Below are 17205 nucleotides of genomic sequence, written 5' to 3' on the forward strand. Positions count from 1 at the left end.
GAGGCACGGGTGCCGCTGCTGACCCGCATCAGGGGACCGCGCGATCTGGACCGGCTCAGCCTGGAAGAGCTGACGCAGCTGGCCGAGGAGATCAGGACCTTCCTGGTCGAGGAGGTCTCCAAGACCGGCGGCCATCTCGGCCCGAATCTTGGTGTCGTCGAGCTGACCATCGCCCTGCACCGCGTCTTCGAGTCGCCGAAGGACCGGGTCCTGTGGGACACGGGCCACCAGTCCTACGTCCACAAGCTGCTCACCGGCCGCCAGGACTTCTCGAAGCTGAAGATGAAGGGCGGCCTCTCGGGCTACCCCTCGCAGGCCGAGTCCGAGCACGACGTCATCGAGAACAGCCACGCCTCCACCGTCCTCGGCTGGGCCGACGGCCTGGCGAAGGCCAACCAGGTCCTGGAGCGGGACGACCACGTCGTCGCGGTCATCGGCGACGGCGCCCTCACCGGCGGTATGGCCTGGGAGGCGCTCAACAACATCGCCGACGCCAAGGACCGCCCGCTGGTCATCGTCGTCAACGACAACGAGCGCTCCTACGCCCCCACCATCGGCGGCCTCGCCAACCACCTCGCGACCCTGCGCACCACCGACGGCTACGAGCGCTTCCTGGCCCGCGGCAAGGACCTCCTGGAGCGCACCCCGGTCGTCGGCCGGCCCCTCTACGAGACTCTGCACGGCGCCAAGAAGGGCCTCAAGGACTTCATCGCCCCGCAGGGCATGTTCGAGGACCTCGGCCTGAAGTACGTCGGCCCGATCGACGGCCACGACATCGAGGCCCTGGAGTCGGCTCTCGCCCGCGCCAAGCGCTTCGGCGGCCCGGTCATCGTGCACTGCCTCACCGAGAAGGGCCGCGGCTACCAGCCGGCCCTCCAGGACGAGGCCGACCGCTTCCACGCCGTCGGCAAGATCCACCCGGACACGGGCCTGCCGATCTCCACCTCCGGCGCCGACTGGACCTCGGTCTTCGGCGAGGAGATGGTCAAGCTCGGCAGGGAGCGCGAGGACGTCGTCGCCATCACGGCCGCCATGCTCCAGCCGGTCGGCCTCGACAAGTTCGCGAAGGCCTTCCCCAAGCGGGTGTACGACGTCGGCATCGCAGAGCAGCACGCCGCCGTCTCCGCGGCCGGCCTCGCCACCGGCGGGCTGCACCCCGTCTTCGCCGTCTACGCGACCTTCCTCAACCGCGCCTTCGACCAGGTCCTCATGGACGTCGCCCTGCACAAGTGCGGCGTCACCTTCGTGCTGGACCGCGCCGGCATCACCGGCACCGACGGCGCCTCGCACAACGGCATGTGGGACATGTCGATCCTCCAGGTCGTCCCGAACCTGCGGCTGGCCGCCCCGCGCGACGCCGACCAGGTCCGCGCCCAGCTGCGCGAGGCCGTGGAGGTCGACGACGCGCCGACGGTGGTCCGCTTCTCCAAGGGCGCGGTCGGCCCGGCGGTACCCGCGGTGGGCCGCGTAGGCGGCATGGACGTCCTGCGCGAGCCCGGCACCGACGCACCCGACGTGCTGCTCGTCTCCGTCGGCGCCCTCGCGCCCATGTGCCTGGAGATCGCGGGCCTCCTCGACCAGCAGGGCATCTCCACGACCGTCGTCGACCCGCGCTGGGTCAAGCCCGTCGACGAGGCGATGGCCCCGCTCGCCGAGCAGCACCGTGTGGTCGTCACCGTCGAGGACAACTCCCGGGTCGGCGGCGTCGGTTCGACGATCGCGCAGGCCCTGCGCGACGCCGGAGTCGATGTGCCGCTGCGCGACTTCGGCATCCCGCCGCGCTTCCTCGACCACGCCTCCCGCAAGGAGGTCATGGCGGAGATCGGCCTGACCGCCCCGGACATCGCCCGCCAGGTCACCGGTCTCGTCGCCAAGCTGGACGGACGGTTCGAGCGCCCGGCGGCCCGCGCCGTGGAGTCCGCCCGCGACTGACGCGCCACTGGTCCATTGGGCCGGTTCCCCCTCCCTGTACGGGTGGCGGAACCGGCCCGTTCGCGTGAACCTCCACGCGCCGCGGCATGCGCTTCGGGAGCCCCCTCGGATCATGTCGAGCACGACAAGCGTGGGAGGTACGCCCGTGAGCACCACCCTCTTCAGGACGAAGAGAGTCGAACAGTCGATCTCGGACACTGAGGAGCCGGAGCACGCACTCAAGAAGTCGCTGTCCGCTCTGGACCTCACCGTCTTCGGTGTGGGTGTCATCATCGGCACCGGCATCTTCGTCCTCACCGGCACGGTCGCCAAGAACAACGCCGGTCCCGCGGTGGCCCTGGCCTTCGTGGTGGCCGGCGTCGTCTGCGCGCTCGCCGCCCTGTGCTACGCCGAGTTCGCGTCCACGGTCCCGGTCGCCGGTTCGGCGTACACCTTCTCGTACGCCTCCCTCGGCGAACTGCCCGCCTGGACCATCGGCTGGGACCTCGTCCTCGAATTCGCCCTCGGCACGGCGGTGGTCGCGGTCGGCTGGTCCGGGTACGTCGCCTCGCTGCTCGACAACGCCGGATGGCATCTGCCCGCGGCACTCAGCGGACGGGAGGGCGCCGACGGCTTCGGCTTCGACATCCTCGCCGCCGCCCTGGTCCTGGTGCTCACCGCCATCCTCGTGGTCGGCACGAAGCTCTCCGCGCGGGTCACCGCCGTCGTGGTCGCCATCAAGGTGACGGTCGTCCTGGTCGTGATCGTCGCCGGCGCCTTCTTCATCGAGGGCAAGAACTACGACCCGTTCGTCCCGAAGGCGAAGCCGGTGGAGGCGGGCGGCGGCCTCGACTCCCCGCTCATCCAGCTGATGTTCGGCTGGGCGCCCTCCAACTTCGGCGTGATGGGCATCTTCACCGCCGCCTCGGTCGTCTTCTTCGCCTTCATCGGCTTCGACGTCGTGGCCACGGCCGCCGAGGAGACGAAGAACCCGCAGCGCGACATGCCCCGCGGCATCCTCGGCTCGCTCCTCATCTGCACGACGCTGTACGTCGCCGTGTCGATCGTCGTCACCGGCATGCAGAACTACAAGCAGCTGTCCGTGGACGCCCCGCTCGCCGACGCCTTCAAGGCCACCGGACACCCCTGGTTCGCCGGCTTCATCAGCTTCGGAGCCGCCGTCGGCCTCACCACCGTCTGCATGATCCTGCTGCTCGGGCAGACCCGGGTCTTCTTCGCGATGAGCCGCGACGGACTGCTGCCCCGCTTCTTCTCGCGGGTCCACCCGCGCTTCAGGACCCCGCACCGGCCGACCATCCTGCTCGGCGTCATCATCGCGATCGTGGCCGGCTTCACCAGCCTGAGCGAGCTCGCCGAGCTGGTGAACATCGGCACGCTGTTCGCCTTCGTCGTCGTCGCCGTCGGCGTGATCATCCTGCGCCGTACGCGTCCCGACCTGCCCCGCTCCTTCCGCACCCCGCTGGTGCCCGTCCTGCCGATCCTGTCGGTCCTCGCCTCGCTGTGGCTGATGCTGAACCTGCCCGCCGAGACCTGGCTGCGGTTCGGCATCTGGATGGCGATCGGTTTCCTCGTGTACTTCCTGTACGGGCGTTCGCACAGCCGCCTCGGCAGGAGCCAGGAGGCCGCGGCGGGCGGCGCGGTTCCGCCGCCCGGCCGCACCACCGAGTGATCCGACCGATTCCCGCCCCGGCCCCGTATGTCCCGCACCGGCGGAGACCGCGGGGCCGGATAGCGTGCACCGTATGCCCGCCGGCCCCCTCGCCCCGCCACGCTCCGCCCCCGCGCTCCGGCCGCGCACGGACCCCGGCTACTGGGGGCGCCTGCTCCCCGCGCTGGCGCTGCTGACCTGCGTCACGCGCGTTCCCTCCTTCCTGCGGCCGCTGTGGAACCCGGACGAGGGGTATCTCGCCGTACAGGCGCGGCTGCTCGCCGACGGGGGAGAGCTGTACGAGACGGTCGTGGACCGCAAGCCGCCGCTGGTGCCGTGGCTCTACGAGGGCGCCTTCGCGCTCTTCGGCTCCGACTCGCTGACCCCGGTACGGGTCCTCGCGGCCCTGGCACAGCTGCTGACCGCCGTACTCCTGGCGTCCCTGGCCCGGCGCCGGTGGGGGGACACGGCCGGCCGTACGGCGGGAACGCTGTACCTGCTGGCCTCCGTCGGACTCAACCCCGAGGACGCGCAGGCCGCCACCTTCGAGGTGTTCATGCTGCCGTGCACGGCCGCGGCGATGTGGTGCGCGGACCGGCGCCGCTGGGGTGCGGCCGGGGCGGCCGTCGCGTGCGCGTTCCTCATGAAACAGACCGGCGGAGCGGTGCTCGTGCCGGTGCTGTGGCTGCTGTACCGGGACGCCGGCCCACGAACGGCCCTGCTGCGTACGGGCCTGGGCGCGACCGTGCCGGTGCTGGGCGCCGCGCTGCTCACCGACCCGTCGGGCTTCCTGTTCTGGACGGTCACCGGCTCGGGCGCGTACGCCAGCTTCACCGGTTCCGAACTGCACGTGCTGGCACGGGGGTCGGTCAACGCCGCGATCCTGGCCGTGGCCTGCGCGGGGCTGATCCCGCCGGTCGTCCGCGTGCTGCGCTCCGCCCGCAGCGGTCCCGCGGAGCTCTGGCTGTGGCTCGCCGCCTCGGCCGCCGCGGTGTGCCTGGGGTTCCACTTCTTCGGGCACTACTACCTGCAACTCGTCCCGCCGATGGCGCTGTTGGCGACGGCGGCACTGCAGAGCCTGCCGCGCGGGCGGCGGGTGCGCGCCGTGGTGACGTCGGTCTGCTGCTGCGCGCTGTTCCTGACGTGGGGCGTGCTGGCCCCCCGGTCCGGCCTCACGCACGCACAGCGCCTCGCGGACACGGTGGCCCGCCGGACGGAACCAGGCGACCGCGTCCTGGTGTGGGGCATACACCCGGAGGTCTACTGGCTCGCCGGCCGGGCTCCCGCCAGCCGCTATCTGACCGCGGGCCTCCTCACCAACTACAGCGGCGGCCGCAGCGGCCCCCGGGTCGGCGAGAAGTACGGTGTCGAGGGCGCCTGGCCGGTCTTCCGCGGGGAGCTGGACGCTCGTCCGCCGACGCTCATCGTCGACGACTCGGGCGACGGACCGTACCGGCCGGAGCGCGTGCCCTCACTGCGCCGGCTCCTTGCGGCCCGGTACGAGGCGGTGGGGGAGGTTGCGGGCGCGGTGCTGTACGTACCGGCGCGAGGCCGCAACTGACCGTACGGACGCCGGGCGAGGGCGGCCGTACGCGCGCCGGACAGGGCCCGCCGTACGCGTTCGGCGGCAGGGCGGGCCGTACGCCCGTGGCGTCAGGTCCGGCCGTGCACCGCGCGCGGGCCCACCACCTCCGCGCCGAGGGCGGTCACCCGGCGGCGCAGTTCGCGGTCGGCGGTGACGACGAGGCGGGCGCGGCCGGGGGAGGCGGACGTCAGCTCCACGATGCGGTCGTCGCCGCTGCCTGGGGCGTCCTCGACGCGTACTCCCGGCACGGACTCCACACCGCGCGCGGCGCCCTCCAGCACCAGGACGACCTCCAGGGGGCCGGGGCGGCCGGGCAGCCCCCGCTCCGCGCAGTCGGTCAGCCGGTCCCGCAGGCGCACGGCGGCACCCCGGCGGTCGCGCCACCACCCGTCGGGCACCGAGCCCACCACGTTCGCGCCGTCGACGATGAGCAGGGTCATGGGATCCACCCTGCCAGAGTGCCCGAGAGCCGGGGCCGAGCGGGCACCCGGGCCGGCGGACGCGGCGGGGCCCGGAACAGGGGAGGCCCCGTCCACTCCGCGGGGACGCCGAATTAGAGTGAGCCCGTGGCGACGGTGGTGAACGGGGACTGGTTCCTGCGCGGGCGCGACGGCAGGCTGAGTGTGTACGTGCCGTCGGACGCCGATGTCCGGTGCCGGGCCGAGCGCGGACCCGGCGGCCCGTGGGACCCCGCACGCGTCGTCGGCGGCGACCAGCGCCTGCATCCCGTGCTCGCCGTCGGCCGGGGCGCGGACGGTTACGCCCACCTGGTGTCCTGGCGGCCGACCGTCCCCGGGGAGTCGGGACTCGTCCACTCCACGCACTACCGCGCCCACCTCGCCGCCCTCGACTGGGTCCCGCTCGGGCACCCGGACAGGACCGGCGACCGCACCGGAACCCCGGCCGTCGCCGTCGACGCGCAGGGGCGGGCCCACGTCTTCGTGCGCAACAGGGGCGGCGGGGTGAGCATGCTCGGCCAGAAGGAGAAGGGCGGCTGGGGGCCGTGGCGGGACCTCGCGGGGCAGGACGTCCACACCGCCCTGACGGCCGTGACGGGGGAGTCGGGACGCGTCGAGCTGTACGCGTCCGCCCCCGGCGCGCTCCTGCACTGGCGGCAGGAGGAACCGGGCAAGCAGCCGGTCCTGGAGGACGTGACGGAGGCACCGGTGCGGCCGGGCACGCTCCGGGCGCTGGCCACCTCGCCCGAGCGCACTTCGCTGTTCTTCACCGACGAGTCCGGGGATCTGTGCCTCTGGCGTCCCGGCACCGGGCCCGTCACCCTGCTCGCCGCCGCGGGACCGGGCCCGGTGACGGCCGTACGCACCGAACTGGACGGCCACGACTGCACGTTGCTCGCCCAGGTCGCCGCCGACGGGCGGGTCGCCTTCGCCGCCTATCCGACCGAGGACGAGTCCGCGGGCGCCTGGTGGACCCCCTCGGGGCCCCGGCTGCCCGACGGGACCCGGGTGTCGCTGGCCCAGGACGAGGAGGGCCGCGTGGTCGCGGCGACGCTCGCCCCGGCCGGTGAACTCCTGCTCACCCGCCGCAAGGACGAACCGGGCCTCGCGCTGGAGGCGTGGCGGGCGGTGTGACAACCGCCTCCCGGTACGCGGACTCCGGTCGGCCGACCCCGTGAACGCCGTTGCCCGGCACGCCAGTCGGTGTGCCGGGCAACGTACGGACCGAAGGTTCGGCTAGGCGGGAACGCTCGCCACGCCGGGCTCCAGGAACCTCTTGCCGTTCACCCGCTCCGAGACGCCCTCGCGGTCCAGGTACGGCGTGATGCCGCCCAGGTGGAAGGGCCATCCGGCGCCGGTGATCAGGCAGAGGTCGATGTCCTGCGCCTCGGCGACGACGCCCTCGTCGAGCATGAGCCCGATCTCCTGGGCGACGGCGTCGAGCACGCGGGCACGGACCTGCTCCTCGGTGAGGACGACGTCGCCCTGCTTCAGCAGCGCGGCGACCTCCGGGTCCAGCTCCGGCTTACCGCTGTCATAGACGTAGAAGCCGCGCTTGCCCGCCTTGACGACGGCCGCGAGGTTCGGGGACACCGTGAAGCGGTCCGGGAAGGCCCGGTTGAGGGTCTCCGAGACGTGCAGACCGATCGCGGGGCCGACCAGCTCCAGCAGGACCAGGGGAGACATCGGCAGGCCCAGGGGCTCCACCGCCTTCTCCGCGACCTCGACCGGGGTGCCCTCGTCGATGACGTTCTGGATCTCGCCCATGAAGCGGGTGAGGATGCGGTTCACGACGAACGCCGGGGCGTCCTTCACCAGGACCGCGGTCTTCTTCAGCTTCTTGGCGACGGCGAACGCCGTGGCCAGCGAGGCGTCGTCGGTCTGCTCGCCGCGCACGATCTCCAGGAGCGGGAGGATCGCGACCGGGTTGAAGAAGTGGAAGCCCACGACCCGCTCGGGGTTCTTCAGCTTCGACGCCATCTCCGAGACGGAGAGCGAGGAGGTGTTGGTGGCGAGGATCGCGTGCGCCGGGGCGACCGCCTCGACCTCCGCGAACACCTGCTGCTTGACGCCGATCTCCTCGAACACGGCCTCGATGATGAAGTCGGCGTCCGCGAAGCCCTCGGCCTTGTCCAGGACACCGCTCACCAGCGCCTTGAGGCGGTTGGCCTTGTCCTGGTTGATGCGGCCCTTGCCGAGCAGCTTGTCGATCTCGGCGTGGACGTAGCCCACACCCTTGTCGACCCGCTCCTGGTCGATGTCCGTGAGGACGACCGGGACCTCCAGGCGGCGCAGGAAGAGCAGCGCGAGCTGGGAGGCCATCAGGCCGGCGCCGACGACACCGACCTTGGTGACCGGACGGGCCAGCGACTTGTCCGGCGCACCGGCGGGACGCTTGCCGCGCTTCTGCACCAGGTTGAACGCGTAGATGCCGGCGCGCAGTTCACCGCCCATGATCAGGTCGGCGAGCGCCAGGTCCTCGGCGTCGTAACCCTGCTGGAGGTCGCCGTTCTTGGCGGCGGCGATGATGTCCAGGGCGCGGTAGGCGGCCGGGGCGGCGCCGTGCACCTTGGAGTCGGCGATGAAGCGGCCCTTGGCGACGGCCTGGTCCCAGGCCTCGCCGCGGTCGATCTCCGCACGCTCGACGACGATCTCGCCCTTGAGGACGGACGCCGTCCACAGCAGCGACTGCTCGAGGAAGTCGGCACCCTCGAACAGGGCGTCGGCGATGCCCAGTTCGTAGACCTGGTGGCCCTTGAGCTGCTTGTTCTGGTTGAGCGAGTTCTCGATGATCACCGAGACGGCCTTGTCGGCGCCGATCAGGTTCGGCAGCAGGGCGCAGCCGCCCCAGCCGGGGACCAGGCCGAGGAAGACCTCGGGGAGGGAGAAGGCCGCGATGGACGCCGACACCGTGCGATACCTGCAGTGCAGGCCGACCTCGACGCCGCCGCCCATGGCCGCGCCGTTGTAGTAGGCGAAGGTGGGGACCGCGAGGCCGGACAGACGCTTGAAGACCTCGTGGCCGCCCTTGCCGATGGCGAGCGCGTCGCTGTGGTCCTTCAGCAGCTCGACGCCCTTGAGGTCGGCGCCCACCGCGAAGATGAACGGCTTGCCGGTGAGGCCGACACCGACGATCTCGCCGGCCGCGGCCTCCTTCTCGACCTGGTCGAGCGCGGCGTTCAGGTTCGCGAGCGACTGCGGTCCGAAGGTGGTCGGCTTGGTGTGGTCGAAGCCGTTGTCCAGCGTGACGAGCGCGAAGCGCCCGGCGTTGAACGGCAGGTCGAGGTGGCGTACGTGCGCCGAGGTCACGACCTCGTCGGGGAACAGCTCGGCTGCGCCCTTCAGGAGTTCAGCGGTGGTCACTTGTCGCCTCCGGCGTCCTTGTGGTGCGGGTTCTCCCAGATCACCGTGGCGCCCATGCCGAAGCCGACGCACATGGTGGTGAGGCCGTAACGGACCTCCGGCTGCTCCTCGAACTGGCGGGCCAGCTGCGTCATCAGACGGACGCCGGAGGAGGCGAGCGGGTGGCCGAACGCGATGGCGCCGCCGTACTGGTTGACGCGCGCGTCGTCGTCCGCGATGCCGTAGTGGTCCAGGAAGGCCAGGACCTGGACGGCGAACGCCTCGTTGATCTCGAAGAGGTTGATGTCCTCGATCGAGAGGCCGGCCTTGGCGAGGGCCTTCTCGGTGGCGGGGATCGGGCCGTAGCCCATCACCTCCGGCTCGACACCCACGAAGGCGTACGAGACCAGGCGCATCCTGACCGGCAGGTCGTGCTCGCGGGCGAAGTCCTCGGACGCGATGATCGACGCGGTGGCGCCGTCGTTCAGACCGGCCGCGTTGCCCGCGGTGACCCGGCCGTGCACGCGGAACGGCGTCTTGAGGCCGGACAGGTTCTCCAGCGTGGTGCCCGGGCGCATCGGCTCGTCGGCGGTGACCAGGCCCCAGCCGGTCTCACCGACCTCCGCGTTGGTGTTGCGCACCGAGATCGGCACCAGGTCCTGCTGGATCTTGCCGTTGGCGTACGCCTTGGCGGCCTTCTCCTGCGAACGCACGGCGTACTCGTCGGCGCGCTGCTTGGTGATGTGCGGGTAGCGGTCGTGCAGGTTCTCCGCTGTCATGCCCATGAACAGGGCCGACTCGTCGACCAGCTTGTCCGATACGAACCGCGGGTTCGGGTCGACGCCCTCGCCCATGGGGTGACGGCCCATGTGCTCGACACCGCCGGCGATGACGGCGTCGTACGCGCCGAAGGCGATGGAGCCCGCGGTGGCCGTGACGGCGGTCAGGGCGCCCGCGCACATGCGGTCGATGGAGTAGCCGGGAACCGACTGGGGGAGCCCGGCGAGGATGCCGGCCGTGCGGCCGAGCGTCAGACCCTGGTCGCCGATCTGCGTGGTCGCGGCGATGGCGACCTCGTCGATCTTCGCGGGGTCCAGGCCGGGGTTGCGGCGCAGCAGCTCCCGGATGGCCTTCACGACGAGGTCGTCGGCCCGGGTCTCGTGGTAGATGCCCTTCGGGCCCGCCTTGCCGAACGGGGTGCGGACGCCGTCGACGAAGACGACGTCCCTGACGGTACGAGGCACGATGGCTCTCCTCCAGATGCGGGATGGCACTGCTGCGCGGCGCAGACGCCTGAGCGCGCGCTCACCCCTCATGCTACTTGCGGGTAACCATGCTGCCCAGTCCCCCGGCCGGGAGCGGCGAAGGTCACACCGCCGGGGTGCCGTGGACCTCCGGCGTCCCCCCGGAGGTATCCCCGGATCTTGGCGTGATCTCGACGTCGCCGAACAGCCGCACGAGGCGTCCGGCGTACGCGGCGGGACGCGATCCCAGCCGGGATCGCGTCCCGCGGCCATGCATCCCGCGGCCTGCATCCCGCAGCCATGCGTCCCGCCTCGATGCGTCGGGCCCCGATGCGTCAGGCCGTGGCCGCGCCGGAGCGCAGCGCGGCCACCAGGACCGGGGTGACCTGCTCGACCTGCCAGGGCCGCGCCCCGTGTCCGGCGAGCGCGGCCGCGACCGAGTCGGCGTCGGGCACCGCCGGCGGCTCCCAGCAGACCCGGCGGACGGTGTCGGGCGCGATCAGGTTCTCCTGCGGCATGTTCAGCTCCTCGGCGAGCGCCGACACCGCGGCCCGCGCCGCGGAGAGCCGGGCCGCGGCCTCCGGGTCCTTGTCCGCCCAGGCGCGCGGCGGCGGAGGACCCGTGACCGGCTGCCCGGGCTGCGGCAGCTCGGAGTCCGGCAGCGCCCTCGCCCGGTCCACCGCGCTCTGCCACTGCTCCAGCTGGCGCCTGCCCATGCGGTGCCCGAAGCCGTTCAGCGCGGCGAGGGCGTGCACGTTGGCGGGCAGGGACAGCGCGGCCTCGACGATCGCCGCGTCCCCGAGGACCTTGCCCGGCGAGATGTCCCGTCGCTGGGCGACCTGGTCACGGGCCTGCCACAGTTCCCGGACGACGGCCAGCTGCCGGCGCCTGCGCACCTTGTGCATGCCGGACGTGCGGCGCCAGGGGTCCTTGCGGGGCGGTGCGGGGTCGGCCTGGGCGATCGCGTCGAACTCCTGGCGGGCCCACTCGAGCTTGCCCTGCCGGTCCAGCTCCTTCTCCAGGGCGTCCCGCAGGTCGACGAGCAGTTCGACGTCGAGGGCCGCGTAGCGCAGCCACGGCTCGGGCAGCGGGCGCGTCGACCAGTCGACGGCGGAGTGCCCCTTCTCCAGGACGAAGCCCAGGACGCCCTCGACCATCGCGCCGAGCCCGACCCGGGGGAACCCGGCCAGGCGGCCGGCCAGCTCGGTGTCGAAGAGGCGGGTGGGGATCATGCCTATTTCGCGCAGGCAGGGCAGATCCTGGGTGGCGGCGTGCAGCACCCACTCCGCTCCGGAGAGCGCCTCGCCGAGCCCCGACAGGTCGGGACAGGCCATGGGGTCGATCAGCGCGCTGCCGGCGCCCTCGCGGCGCAGCTGCACCAGATAGGCGCGCTGGCCGTATCGGTACCCGGACGCGCGTTCGGCGTCCACGGCCACGGGGCCGGAGCCGGCGGCGAAGGCGGCGACCACCTCGGCGAGCGAGGCGTCGTCGGCGATCACGGGCGGAATGCCTTCCCGGGGCTCGAGCAAAGGGATCGGCGCCGGTTCGACGTCGTCCGGAGGGGCGCCTCCGGTGGTTCGCAGTGAGCTGTCTGCTGCGGTCTCTTGGGCGTCGGTCACCTGTCAAGGGTATCCGTGGATGGACGACGCCCGCCGACGGAACGTTCCGTCGGCGGGCGTCCGGGGGGCGTAAACCAGTCACCGCGGTGAAAGATCCGGTTCACGGTCGGGGAGGACCCCTCGCAGGGTCAGTGGATGATGCCGGTGCGCAGCGCCACCGCGACCATGCCGGCGCGGTCGCCCGTGCCGAGCTTGCGGGCGATCCGGGCGAGGTGGCTCTTGACGGTCAGTGCGGACAGGCCCATCGAGACGCCGATGGCCTTGTTGGACTGTCCCTCCGCGACGAGGCGGAGCACCTCGACCTCGCGGCCGGACAGTTCGCGGTAGCCGCCCGGGTGGCTCGGGGCACCCGGGGGGCGGCGGTGCATGCGGGCGGCGCCGCCGAGGGGGGAGGCCCCGGGGCGGCTCGGCAGCCCCAGGTTCGTCCGCGTACCGGTGACGACGTAGCCCTTCACGCCGCCCGCGAGGGCGTTGCGCACGGCGCCGATGTCGTCGGCTGCGGACAGGGCCAGGCCGTTGGGCCAGCCCGCGGCCCTGGTCTCGGACAGCAGGGTGAGCCCGCTGCCGTCGGGCAGGTGGACTTCGGCGACACAGATGTCGCGCGGGTTGCCGATTCGGGGACGGGCCTCCGCGACGGACGACGCCTCGATGACGTCGCGTACTCCGAGCGCCCACAGGTGGCGTGTGACGGTGGAACGGACCCGTGGGTCTGCCACGACCACCATGGCGGTCGGCTTGTTCGGGCGGTAGGCGACCAGGCTTGCGGGCTGCTCAAGGAGAACGGACACCAGGCCTCCTGGGGTGCGGGGACGGGGGGACCGGCTGTGGGGATGAAGCCGGGATGAACCGTGCTTTCAAGGTCACAGACGTCTTCGGCACCAAACCCGTCCGCCTTTAGAGAATGATCACGATTTAGTGAGTAACAATCCGTGCAATTCGGACACGCTATCGATCATCCGAAGATCGAACCGAGTCGCTCCGCGTCATTACGCGTCCGAAAGTGGTCGTATCGACAAAGGGACGATCAGTGACCGGCCGCACGGAGGGAGTCGGCGTGCGGGCCCTGAGGGGGCAGCGGGAGGGTGCGGGCGGGGCGGGGCGCAGCAGAAAGCGCACGGCCGGGAGGCCGATGCGCTGGGACGGGGCCGCGCGCGACTCAGCGGGACTGCGGACCGCGGCGCTGCGGGAGGGTGACCACCGACGCGTCGCCGGGACCGGCCGGCGGGAGCCCGGCGACCTGGCACAGCAGATCGCACCAGGCGGCGAAGTGCGCCCCCGTGTCCGGGACGCCGCCCAGCCCCTCGCGCGGCGTCCACGACGCCCGGATCTCGATCTGGGAGGCGGACGGGCGCTCCGCGAGACCGCCGAAGTAGTGCGAACTCGCGCGCGTGACGGTGCCGCTGGGCTCGCCGTAGGACAGACCGCGCGCCTGCATCGCACCGGTCAGCCACGACCAGCACACCTCGGGAAGGAGCGGGTCGGCCGCCATCTCCGGTTCCAGCTCGGCCCGGACCAGGGTCACCAGCCGGAATGACCCCTGCCAGGCGTCGTGTCCCGCCGGGTCGTGCAGCAGGACGAGCCGGCCGTCGGCCAGATCCTCGTCGTCCTGGACGACCGCGGCCTCCAGGGCGTACGCGTAGGGCGCCAGGCGCTGCGGCGGCCGGGTCGGGTCGATCTCGATCTCCGGCCGCGGGCGCGCGGCTCTCAGCGCCTCGACGGCGGCCCGGAAGGGCAGCGGCGCCGCCTCCCTCGCATCCCCGTCCCCCTCCTTCGAGTCGTCCATTCCGCCAGCGCCGTCCGACAGTCGTCCCTGAGCCGCAGCCATGCGGGGAAGATTAAGGGGAACGGAGCCTTCGCGCAGGGAGAGACACCCGTGCACGGCGCCACTGTCCGGATCCCGCCGTGCGAACACGCGCCCCGCGCCGTCGGCGCCCGCTGCCCGGGACGGGACGGCCGCCGGACCGTGCGAGACTTTCCGACGTGAGTGCCAACGATCGCCGCCCCCCGGGCCAGCAGCCGACAGCCACGTACGAGTCCGCCTTCCTCAAGGCGTGCAGGCGCGAGCCCGTGCCGCACACTCCGGTGTGGTTCATGCGGCAGGCCGGGCGCTCACTCCCCGAGTACCTGAAGGTGCGCGAGGGCATCCCCATGCTGGAGTCCTGCATGCGGCCCGAGCTGGTCGCCGAGATCACCCTCCAGCCGGTCCGCCGGCACAACGTGGACGCGGCGATCTACTTCAGCGACATCGTCGTCCCGCTCAAGGCCATCGGCATCGACCTCGACATCAAGCCGGGCGTCGGCCCGGTCGTCGAGAACCCGATCCGTACGCGCGCCGACCTCGCGCAGCTGCGCGACCTGACCCCGGAGGACGTCTCGTACGTCACCGAGGCGATCGGGCTGCTGACGGCCGAGCTGGGCGAGACCCCCCTCATCGGCTTCGCCGGTGCGCCGTTCACCCTCGCCAGCTACCTGGTGGAGGGCGGCCCGTCCAAGAACCACGAGCACACCAAGGCGCTCATGTACGGCGACCCGCAGCTGTGGGCCGACCTGCTCGACCGTCTCGCCGAGATCACCTCCGCCTTCCTGAAGGTGCAGATCGAGGCCGGCGCGAGCGCCGTCCAGCTCTTCGACTCCTGGGTCGGCGCCCTGGCCCCCGCCGACTACCGCCGCTCGGTGATGCCCGCCTCGACGAAGGTGTTCGAGTCCGTCGCCGGGTACGGCGTCCCGCGCATCCACTTCGGCGTCGGCACCGGGGAACTCCTCGGCCTCATGGGCGAGGCCGGCGCGGACGTCGTCGGCGTCGACTGGCGTGTCCCGCTCGACGAGGCCGCCCGCCGCGTCGGCCCCGGCAAGGCGCTCCAGGGCAACCTGGACCCCGCCGTCCTCTTCTCCTCGACGGAGGCCGTGGAAAGGGCGACCCGCGAGGTGCTCGACGCCGCCGCCGGTCTGGAGGGCCACGTATTCAACCTCGGCCACGGTGTCCTGCCGACCACGGACCCGGACGCGCTGACCCGCCTCGTCGAGCACGTCCACACGCTCACCGCCCGCTGACGGCCCCTCACGCGTGCCGCGCCTGCCTGCCCCAGAGCAGGCTGCGCGGCTCCGGCGGGGGCGGGGTGCCCGGGCGCAGCGGCCAGGCCAGCACCATGCCCGCGAGGAAACCCGCCACGTGGGCCGGGTGCGTACGGCGGCCGGATTCACGTCATGGACGGGGATGACCACAGGGAATCACTGCCCCTGATTCCGTGGGGCGAACCGGTGAACGCGTCCGTGCGCGCCCGCGTATGACTCCTCGACCGTCCGTGGCGCGGGGAAGCCGCGACGCGAGGAAGACGTGAGGACACAGGCGATGAACGAGCGAGTTACTCCTCCGATGCACGCCCTGCCCGACGGCGAGGCCGAGATCGCCCTCGTACTGCACCTGCCCTGGGAGGACCTGGCCGCGCTCGGCCAGGAGGCCGGCCGGCTCGCCGCCCGCATGCAGCGGCCGGTGACGCTCGACGAGGCCGTCAGCCACCGGCTGCGGTCGGCCCGGCCGGCCGCGCACGCGAAGCCGGCGCCCGCGCAGACCCCGTCGATGCCGTCGGCGGCGTCCGTGTCCTCGCTGCCGGGGCGCCCGCCCGCGGAGCAGGCCCGGCAGGCCATCGAGCGGATCAACGGGACCGGGCAGCACGAGTCGGCGTGAGCCCGTGCCGTCACGGGCGGGCCGGTCCCCGGCACGGACGGCTCCCGGGCACGCCGCCCGTGCCCGGGGCGCCGGGTACGGGCGTGGGGACGCGTGGGCCGTCGCAGGGCCGCGGGTCCGCTGCGGCCGGTCGGGCGGGTCCCCGCGCCCCCGGGTGGGCCGTCGTCCGCGCTGCGACGGAGGTCACCGCGGTTCCCCGGGGCCCCGGGCCGGCTGCCGCGCGGGTCCCGGGTGAGTGACCGGGGCTGTGGAGAGGCGGCTCCGGGCCGGACGCGCGCCGCTCAGCCGGCGTTGTCGCGTACCGCCGCCACCGCCTTGCGGGCCGCCACCAGGACCGGGTCCCACACCGGGGAGAACGGCGGGGCGTAGCCCAGGTCGAGGGCGGTCATCTGTTCCACCGTCATGCCCGCGGTGAGCGCCACCGCGGCGACGTCGACCCGCTTGCCCGCACCCTCGCGGCCCACGATCTGTACGCCCAGCAGGCGTCCCGTGCGGCGCTCGGCGAGCATCTTCACCGTCATGGGGGCGGCGCCCGGGTAGTAGCCCGCGCGGCTCGTCGACTCGACGGTGACCGTCTCGAACTGCAGCCCGACGCGGCGGGCGTCCTTCTCGCGCAGTCCGGTGCGGGCGATCTCCAGCTCGCACACCTTGCTCACCGCCGTACCCACGACGCCCGGGAAGACGGCGTACCCGCCGGCCACGTTGCTGCCGATGATCTGCCCGTGCTTGTTGGCGTGCGTGCCCAGCGCGATGTGCCGCTCGCGTCCCGAGACCAGGTCGAGGACCTCGACGCAGTCGCCGCCCGCCCAGATGTTCTCGTGTCCGCGGACCCGCATGGCGAGGTCGGTGAGCAGCCCGCCGTGTTCGCCCACGGGCAGCCCGGCCGCCCGGGCCGGCCCGGTCTCGGGGCGTACGCCGATGCCGAGCACCACCACGTCCGCCGGGTACTCGGCGTCCTGGGTGGCGACCGCCCGGACCCGGCCCGTGCCGTCGGTGAGGATCTTGGTGACCTCGGCGCCGTTGACCATGGTGACGCCCATGCCCTCCATGGCCGTGCGCACCAGCCGGCCCATGTCGGGATCGAGGGTGGACATCGGTTCCCTGCCGCGGTTGACGACCGTCACCTCGTAGCCGCGTCTGATGAGCGCCTCGGCCATCTCCACGCCGATGTAGCCCGCGCCGACGACCACCGCGCGCCGCCCCTCGGTGGCGGCCAGCGTGTCGAGCAGCGCCTGGCCGTCGTCGAGGGTCTGCACGCCGTGCACTCCGGGCGCGTCGACGCCGGGCAGGTCGGGCCGGACCGGCCGCGCGCCGGTCGCGATCACGAGCTTGTCGTACCCGGTCCACTCCTCGGCCCCGGAGTCCAGGTTCCGGGAGCGGACCCGGGCACCCGGCACGTCGATCTCCACGACCTCCGTGCGCATCCGCAGATCGATGCCGCGCTCCCGGTGCTCGTCCGGAGTGCGGGCGATCAGCCGGTCCCGGTCGGTGACGTCACCGCCCACCCAGTACGGGATGCCGCACGCCGAGAAGGAGGTGAAGTGGCCGCGCTCGAACGCCACGATCTCCAGCTCGTCCGCGCCCCGCAGCCGGCGTGCCTGCGACGCGGCGGACATGCCCGCCGCGTCGCCACCGACCACGACCAGTCGCTCTTTCCGCCGGCCGGTACCGCTCCCATGGCTCATGCTCATG

13 protein-coding genes and 1 pseudogene are annotated in these 17205 nt (G+C 72.7%); 6 read left to right on the forward strand and 8 right to left on the reverse strand.

Annotated features, from left to right (window positions below):
- Window positions 1-9: 9 nt before the first annotated feature.
- The 3 genes from dxs to ACFYP4_RS01590 all read left to right on the forward strand — a co-directional run bounded on the left by dxs (window position 10) and on the right by ACFYP4_RS01590 (window position 5141).
- Window positions 10-1932 carry a 1-deoxy-D-xylulose-5-phosphate synthase gene (gene dxs, locus ACFYP4_RS01580; protein WP_358853105.1) on the forward strand — a complete coding sequence of 641 codons (1923 nt, stop codon included), beginning with the start codon at window positions 10-12 and terminating at the stop codon, window positions 1930-1932.
- 145 nt (window positions 1933-2077) lie between these two features.
- On the forward strand, window positions 2078-3601 hold the full coding sequence (locus tag ACFYP4_RS01585; RefSeq protein ID WP_388781638.1) for an amino acid permease: 1524 nt from the start codon (window positions 2078-2080) through the stop codon (window positions 3599-3601).
- 73 nt (window positions 3602-3674) lie between these two features.
- A complete protein-coding gene (locus ACFYP4_RS01590; protein WP_358853107.1) occupies window positions 3675-5141 on the forward strand; it encodes a glycosyltransferase family 39 protein in 1467 nt (488 codons plus the stop codon).
- Window positions 5142-5233: 92 nt separating this feature from the next.
- On the opposite strand, the gene ACFYP4_RS01595 is transcribed toward ACFYP4_RS01590, so the two are convergent.
- On the reverse strand, window positions 5234-5605 hold the full coding sequence (locus ACFYP4_RS01595) for an NTP pyrophosphohydrolase (RefSeq protein ID WP_388781641.1): 372 nt from the start codon (window positions 5603-5605) through the stop codon (window positions 5234-5236).
- Window positions 5606-5743: 138 nt separating this feature from the next.
- Here ACFYP4_RS01595 and ACFYP4_RS01600 point away from each other — a divergent pair, with 138 nt between their 5' ends.
- Window positions 5744-6757 (forward strand): hypothetical protein, encoded by a 1014-nt coding sequence (locus ACFYP4_RS01600; RefSeq protein ID WP_388782673.1) that lies wholly within the window; start codon window positions 5744-5746, stop codon window positions 6755-6757.
- Window positions 6758-6859: 102 nt separating this feature from the next.
- Here ACFYP4_RS01600 and ACFYP4_RS01605 read toward each other — a convergent pair whose 3' ends face one another.
- From ACFYP4_RS01605 to ACFYP4_RS01625, 5 genes are all read right to left on the reverse strand, one after another.
- Window positions 6860-8986, reverse strand: coding sequence for a 3-hydroxyacyl-CoA dehydrogenase NAD-binding domain-containing protein (locus tag ACFYP4_RS01605; RefSeq protein ID WP_388781644.1), 2127 nt, complete (start codon window positions 8984-8986; stop codon window positions 6860-6862).
- The gene (locus tag ACFYP4_RS01610) at window positions 8983-10209 is read right to left on the reverse strand and encodes an acetyl-CoA C-acyltransferase (protein WP_358853110.1); all 1227 of its coding nucleotides are present in this window, start codon (window positions 10207-10209) and stop codon (window positions 8983-8985) included. Before ACFYP4_RS01610 ends, ACFYP4_RS01605 begins: the two co-directional genes overlap by 4 nt.
- A gap of 335 nt (window positions 10210-10544) precedes the next feature.
- Window positions 10545-11828, reverse strand: coding sequence for a ribonuclease D (locus tag ACFYP4_RS01615; RefSeq protein WP_358853111.1), 1284 nt, complete (start codon window positions 11826-11828; stop codon window positions 10545-10547).
- A gap of 128 nt (window positions 11829-11956) precedes the next feature.
- Window positions 11957-12616, reverse strand: coding sequence for a response regulator transcription factor (locus tag ACFYP4_RS01620; protein WP_358853112.1), 660 nt, complete (start codon window positions 12614-12616; stop codon window positions 11957-11959).
- A 368-nt stretch (window positions 12617-12984) separates the two neighbouring features.
- Complete coding sequence (locus ACFYP4_RS01625) at window positions 12985-13653, reverse strand: DUF3000 domain-containing protein (RefSeq protein WP_358853113.1); 669 nt, start codon at window positions 13651-13653, stop codon at window positions 12985-12987.
- A gap of 155 nt (window positions 13654-13808) precedes the next feature.
- Between ACFYP4_RS01625 and hemE the strand changes: the two genes are divergently transcribed.
- Window positions 13809-14879: a uroporphyrinogen decarboxylase gene (gene hemE / locus ACFYP4_RS01630; protein ID WP_388781649.1), complete on the forward strand. Its 1071-nt coding sequence runs from the start codon at window positions 13809-13811 to the stop codon at window positions 14877-14879.
- Between the two features lie 7 nt (window positions 14880-14886).
- On the opposite strand, the pseudogene ACFYP4_RS01635 reads toward hemE, so the two are convergent.
- Window positions 14887-15006: pseudogene (locus ACFYP4_RS01635) on the reverse strand (rhomboid family intramembrane serine protease); the annotation flags it as partial.
- 171 nt (window positions 15007-15177) lie between these two features.
- Between ACFYP4_RS01635 and ACFYP4_RS01640 the strand changes: the two are divergent.
- The gene (locus ACFYP4_RS01640) at window positions 15178-15513 is read left to right on the forward strand and encodes a hypothetical protein (protein WP_388781652.1); all 336 of its coding nucleotides are present in this window, start codon (window positions 15178-15180) and stop codon (window positions 15511-15513) included.
- A gap of 281 nt (window positions 15514-15794) precedes the next feature.
- Here the strand turns inward: ACFYP4_RS01640 and ACFYP4_RS01645 are convergent, their stop codons facing one another.
- Entirely contained in the window at window positions 15795-17204 is a 1410-nt protein-coding gene (locus tag ACFYP4_RS01645) for an FAD-dependent oxidoreductase (protein WP_388781655.1), read from the reverse strand.
- Window position 17205 lies beyond the last annotated feature (1 nt).

Origin of the sequence: Streptomyces sp. NPDC005551 (genome assembly GCF_042871785.1) — a bacterium.
GTDB lineage: Bacteria > Actinomycetota > Actinomycetes > Streptomycetales > Streptomycetaceae > Streptomyces.

Excerpts from the sequence above, each read along its gene's own strand:
- ACFYP4_RS01590 (WP_358853107.1), top strand. The coding sequence starts at position 3,675 with ATGCCCGCCGGCCCCCTCGCCCCGCCACGCTCCGCCCCCGCGCTCCGG.
- ACFYP4_RS01595 (WP_388781641.1), bottom strand. The coding sequence starts at position 5,605 with ATGACCCTGCTCATCGTCGACGGCGCGAACGTGGTGGGCTCGGTGCCC.
- ACFYP4_RS01625 (WP_358853113.1), bottom strand. The coding sequence starts at position 13,653 with ATGGCTGCGGCTCAGGGACGACTGTCGGACGGCGCTGGCGGAATGGAC.
- ACFYP4_RS01640 (WP_388781652.1), top strand. The coding sequence starts at position 15,178 with ATGAACGAGCGAGTTACTCCTCCGATGCACGCCCTGCCCGACGGCGAG.
- ACFYP4_RS01645 (WP_388781655.1), bottom strand. The coding sequence starts at position 17,204 with ATGAGCATGAGCCATGGGAGCGGTACCGGCCGGCGGAAAGAGCGACTG.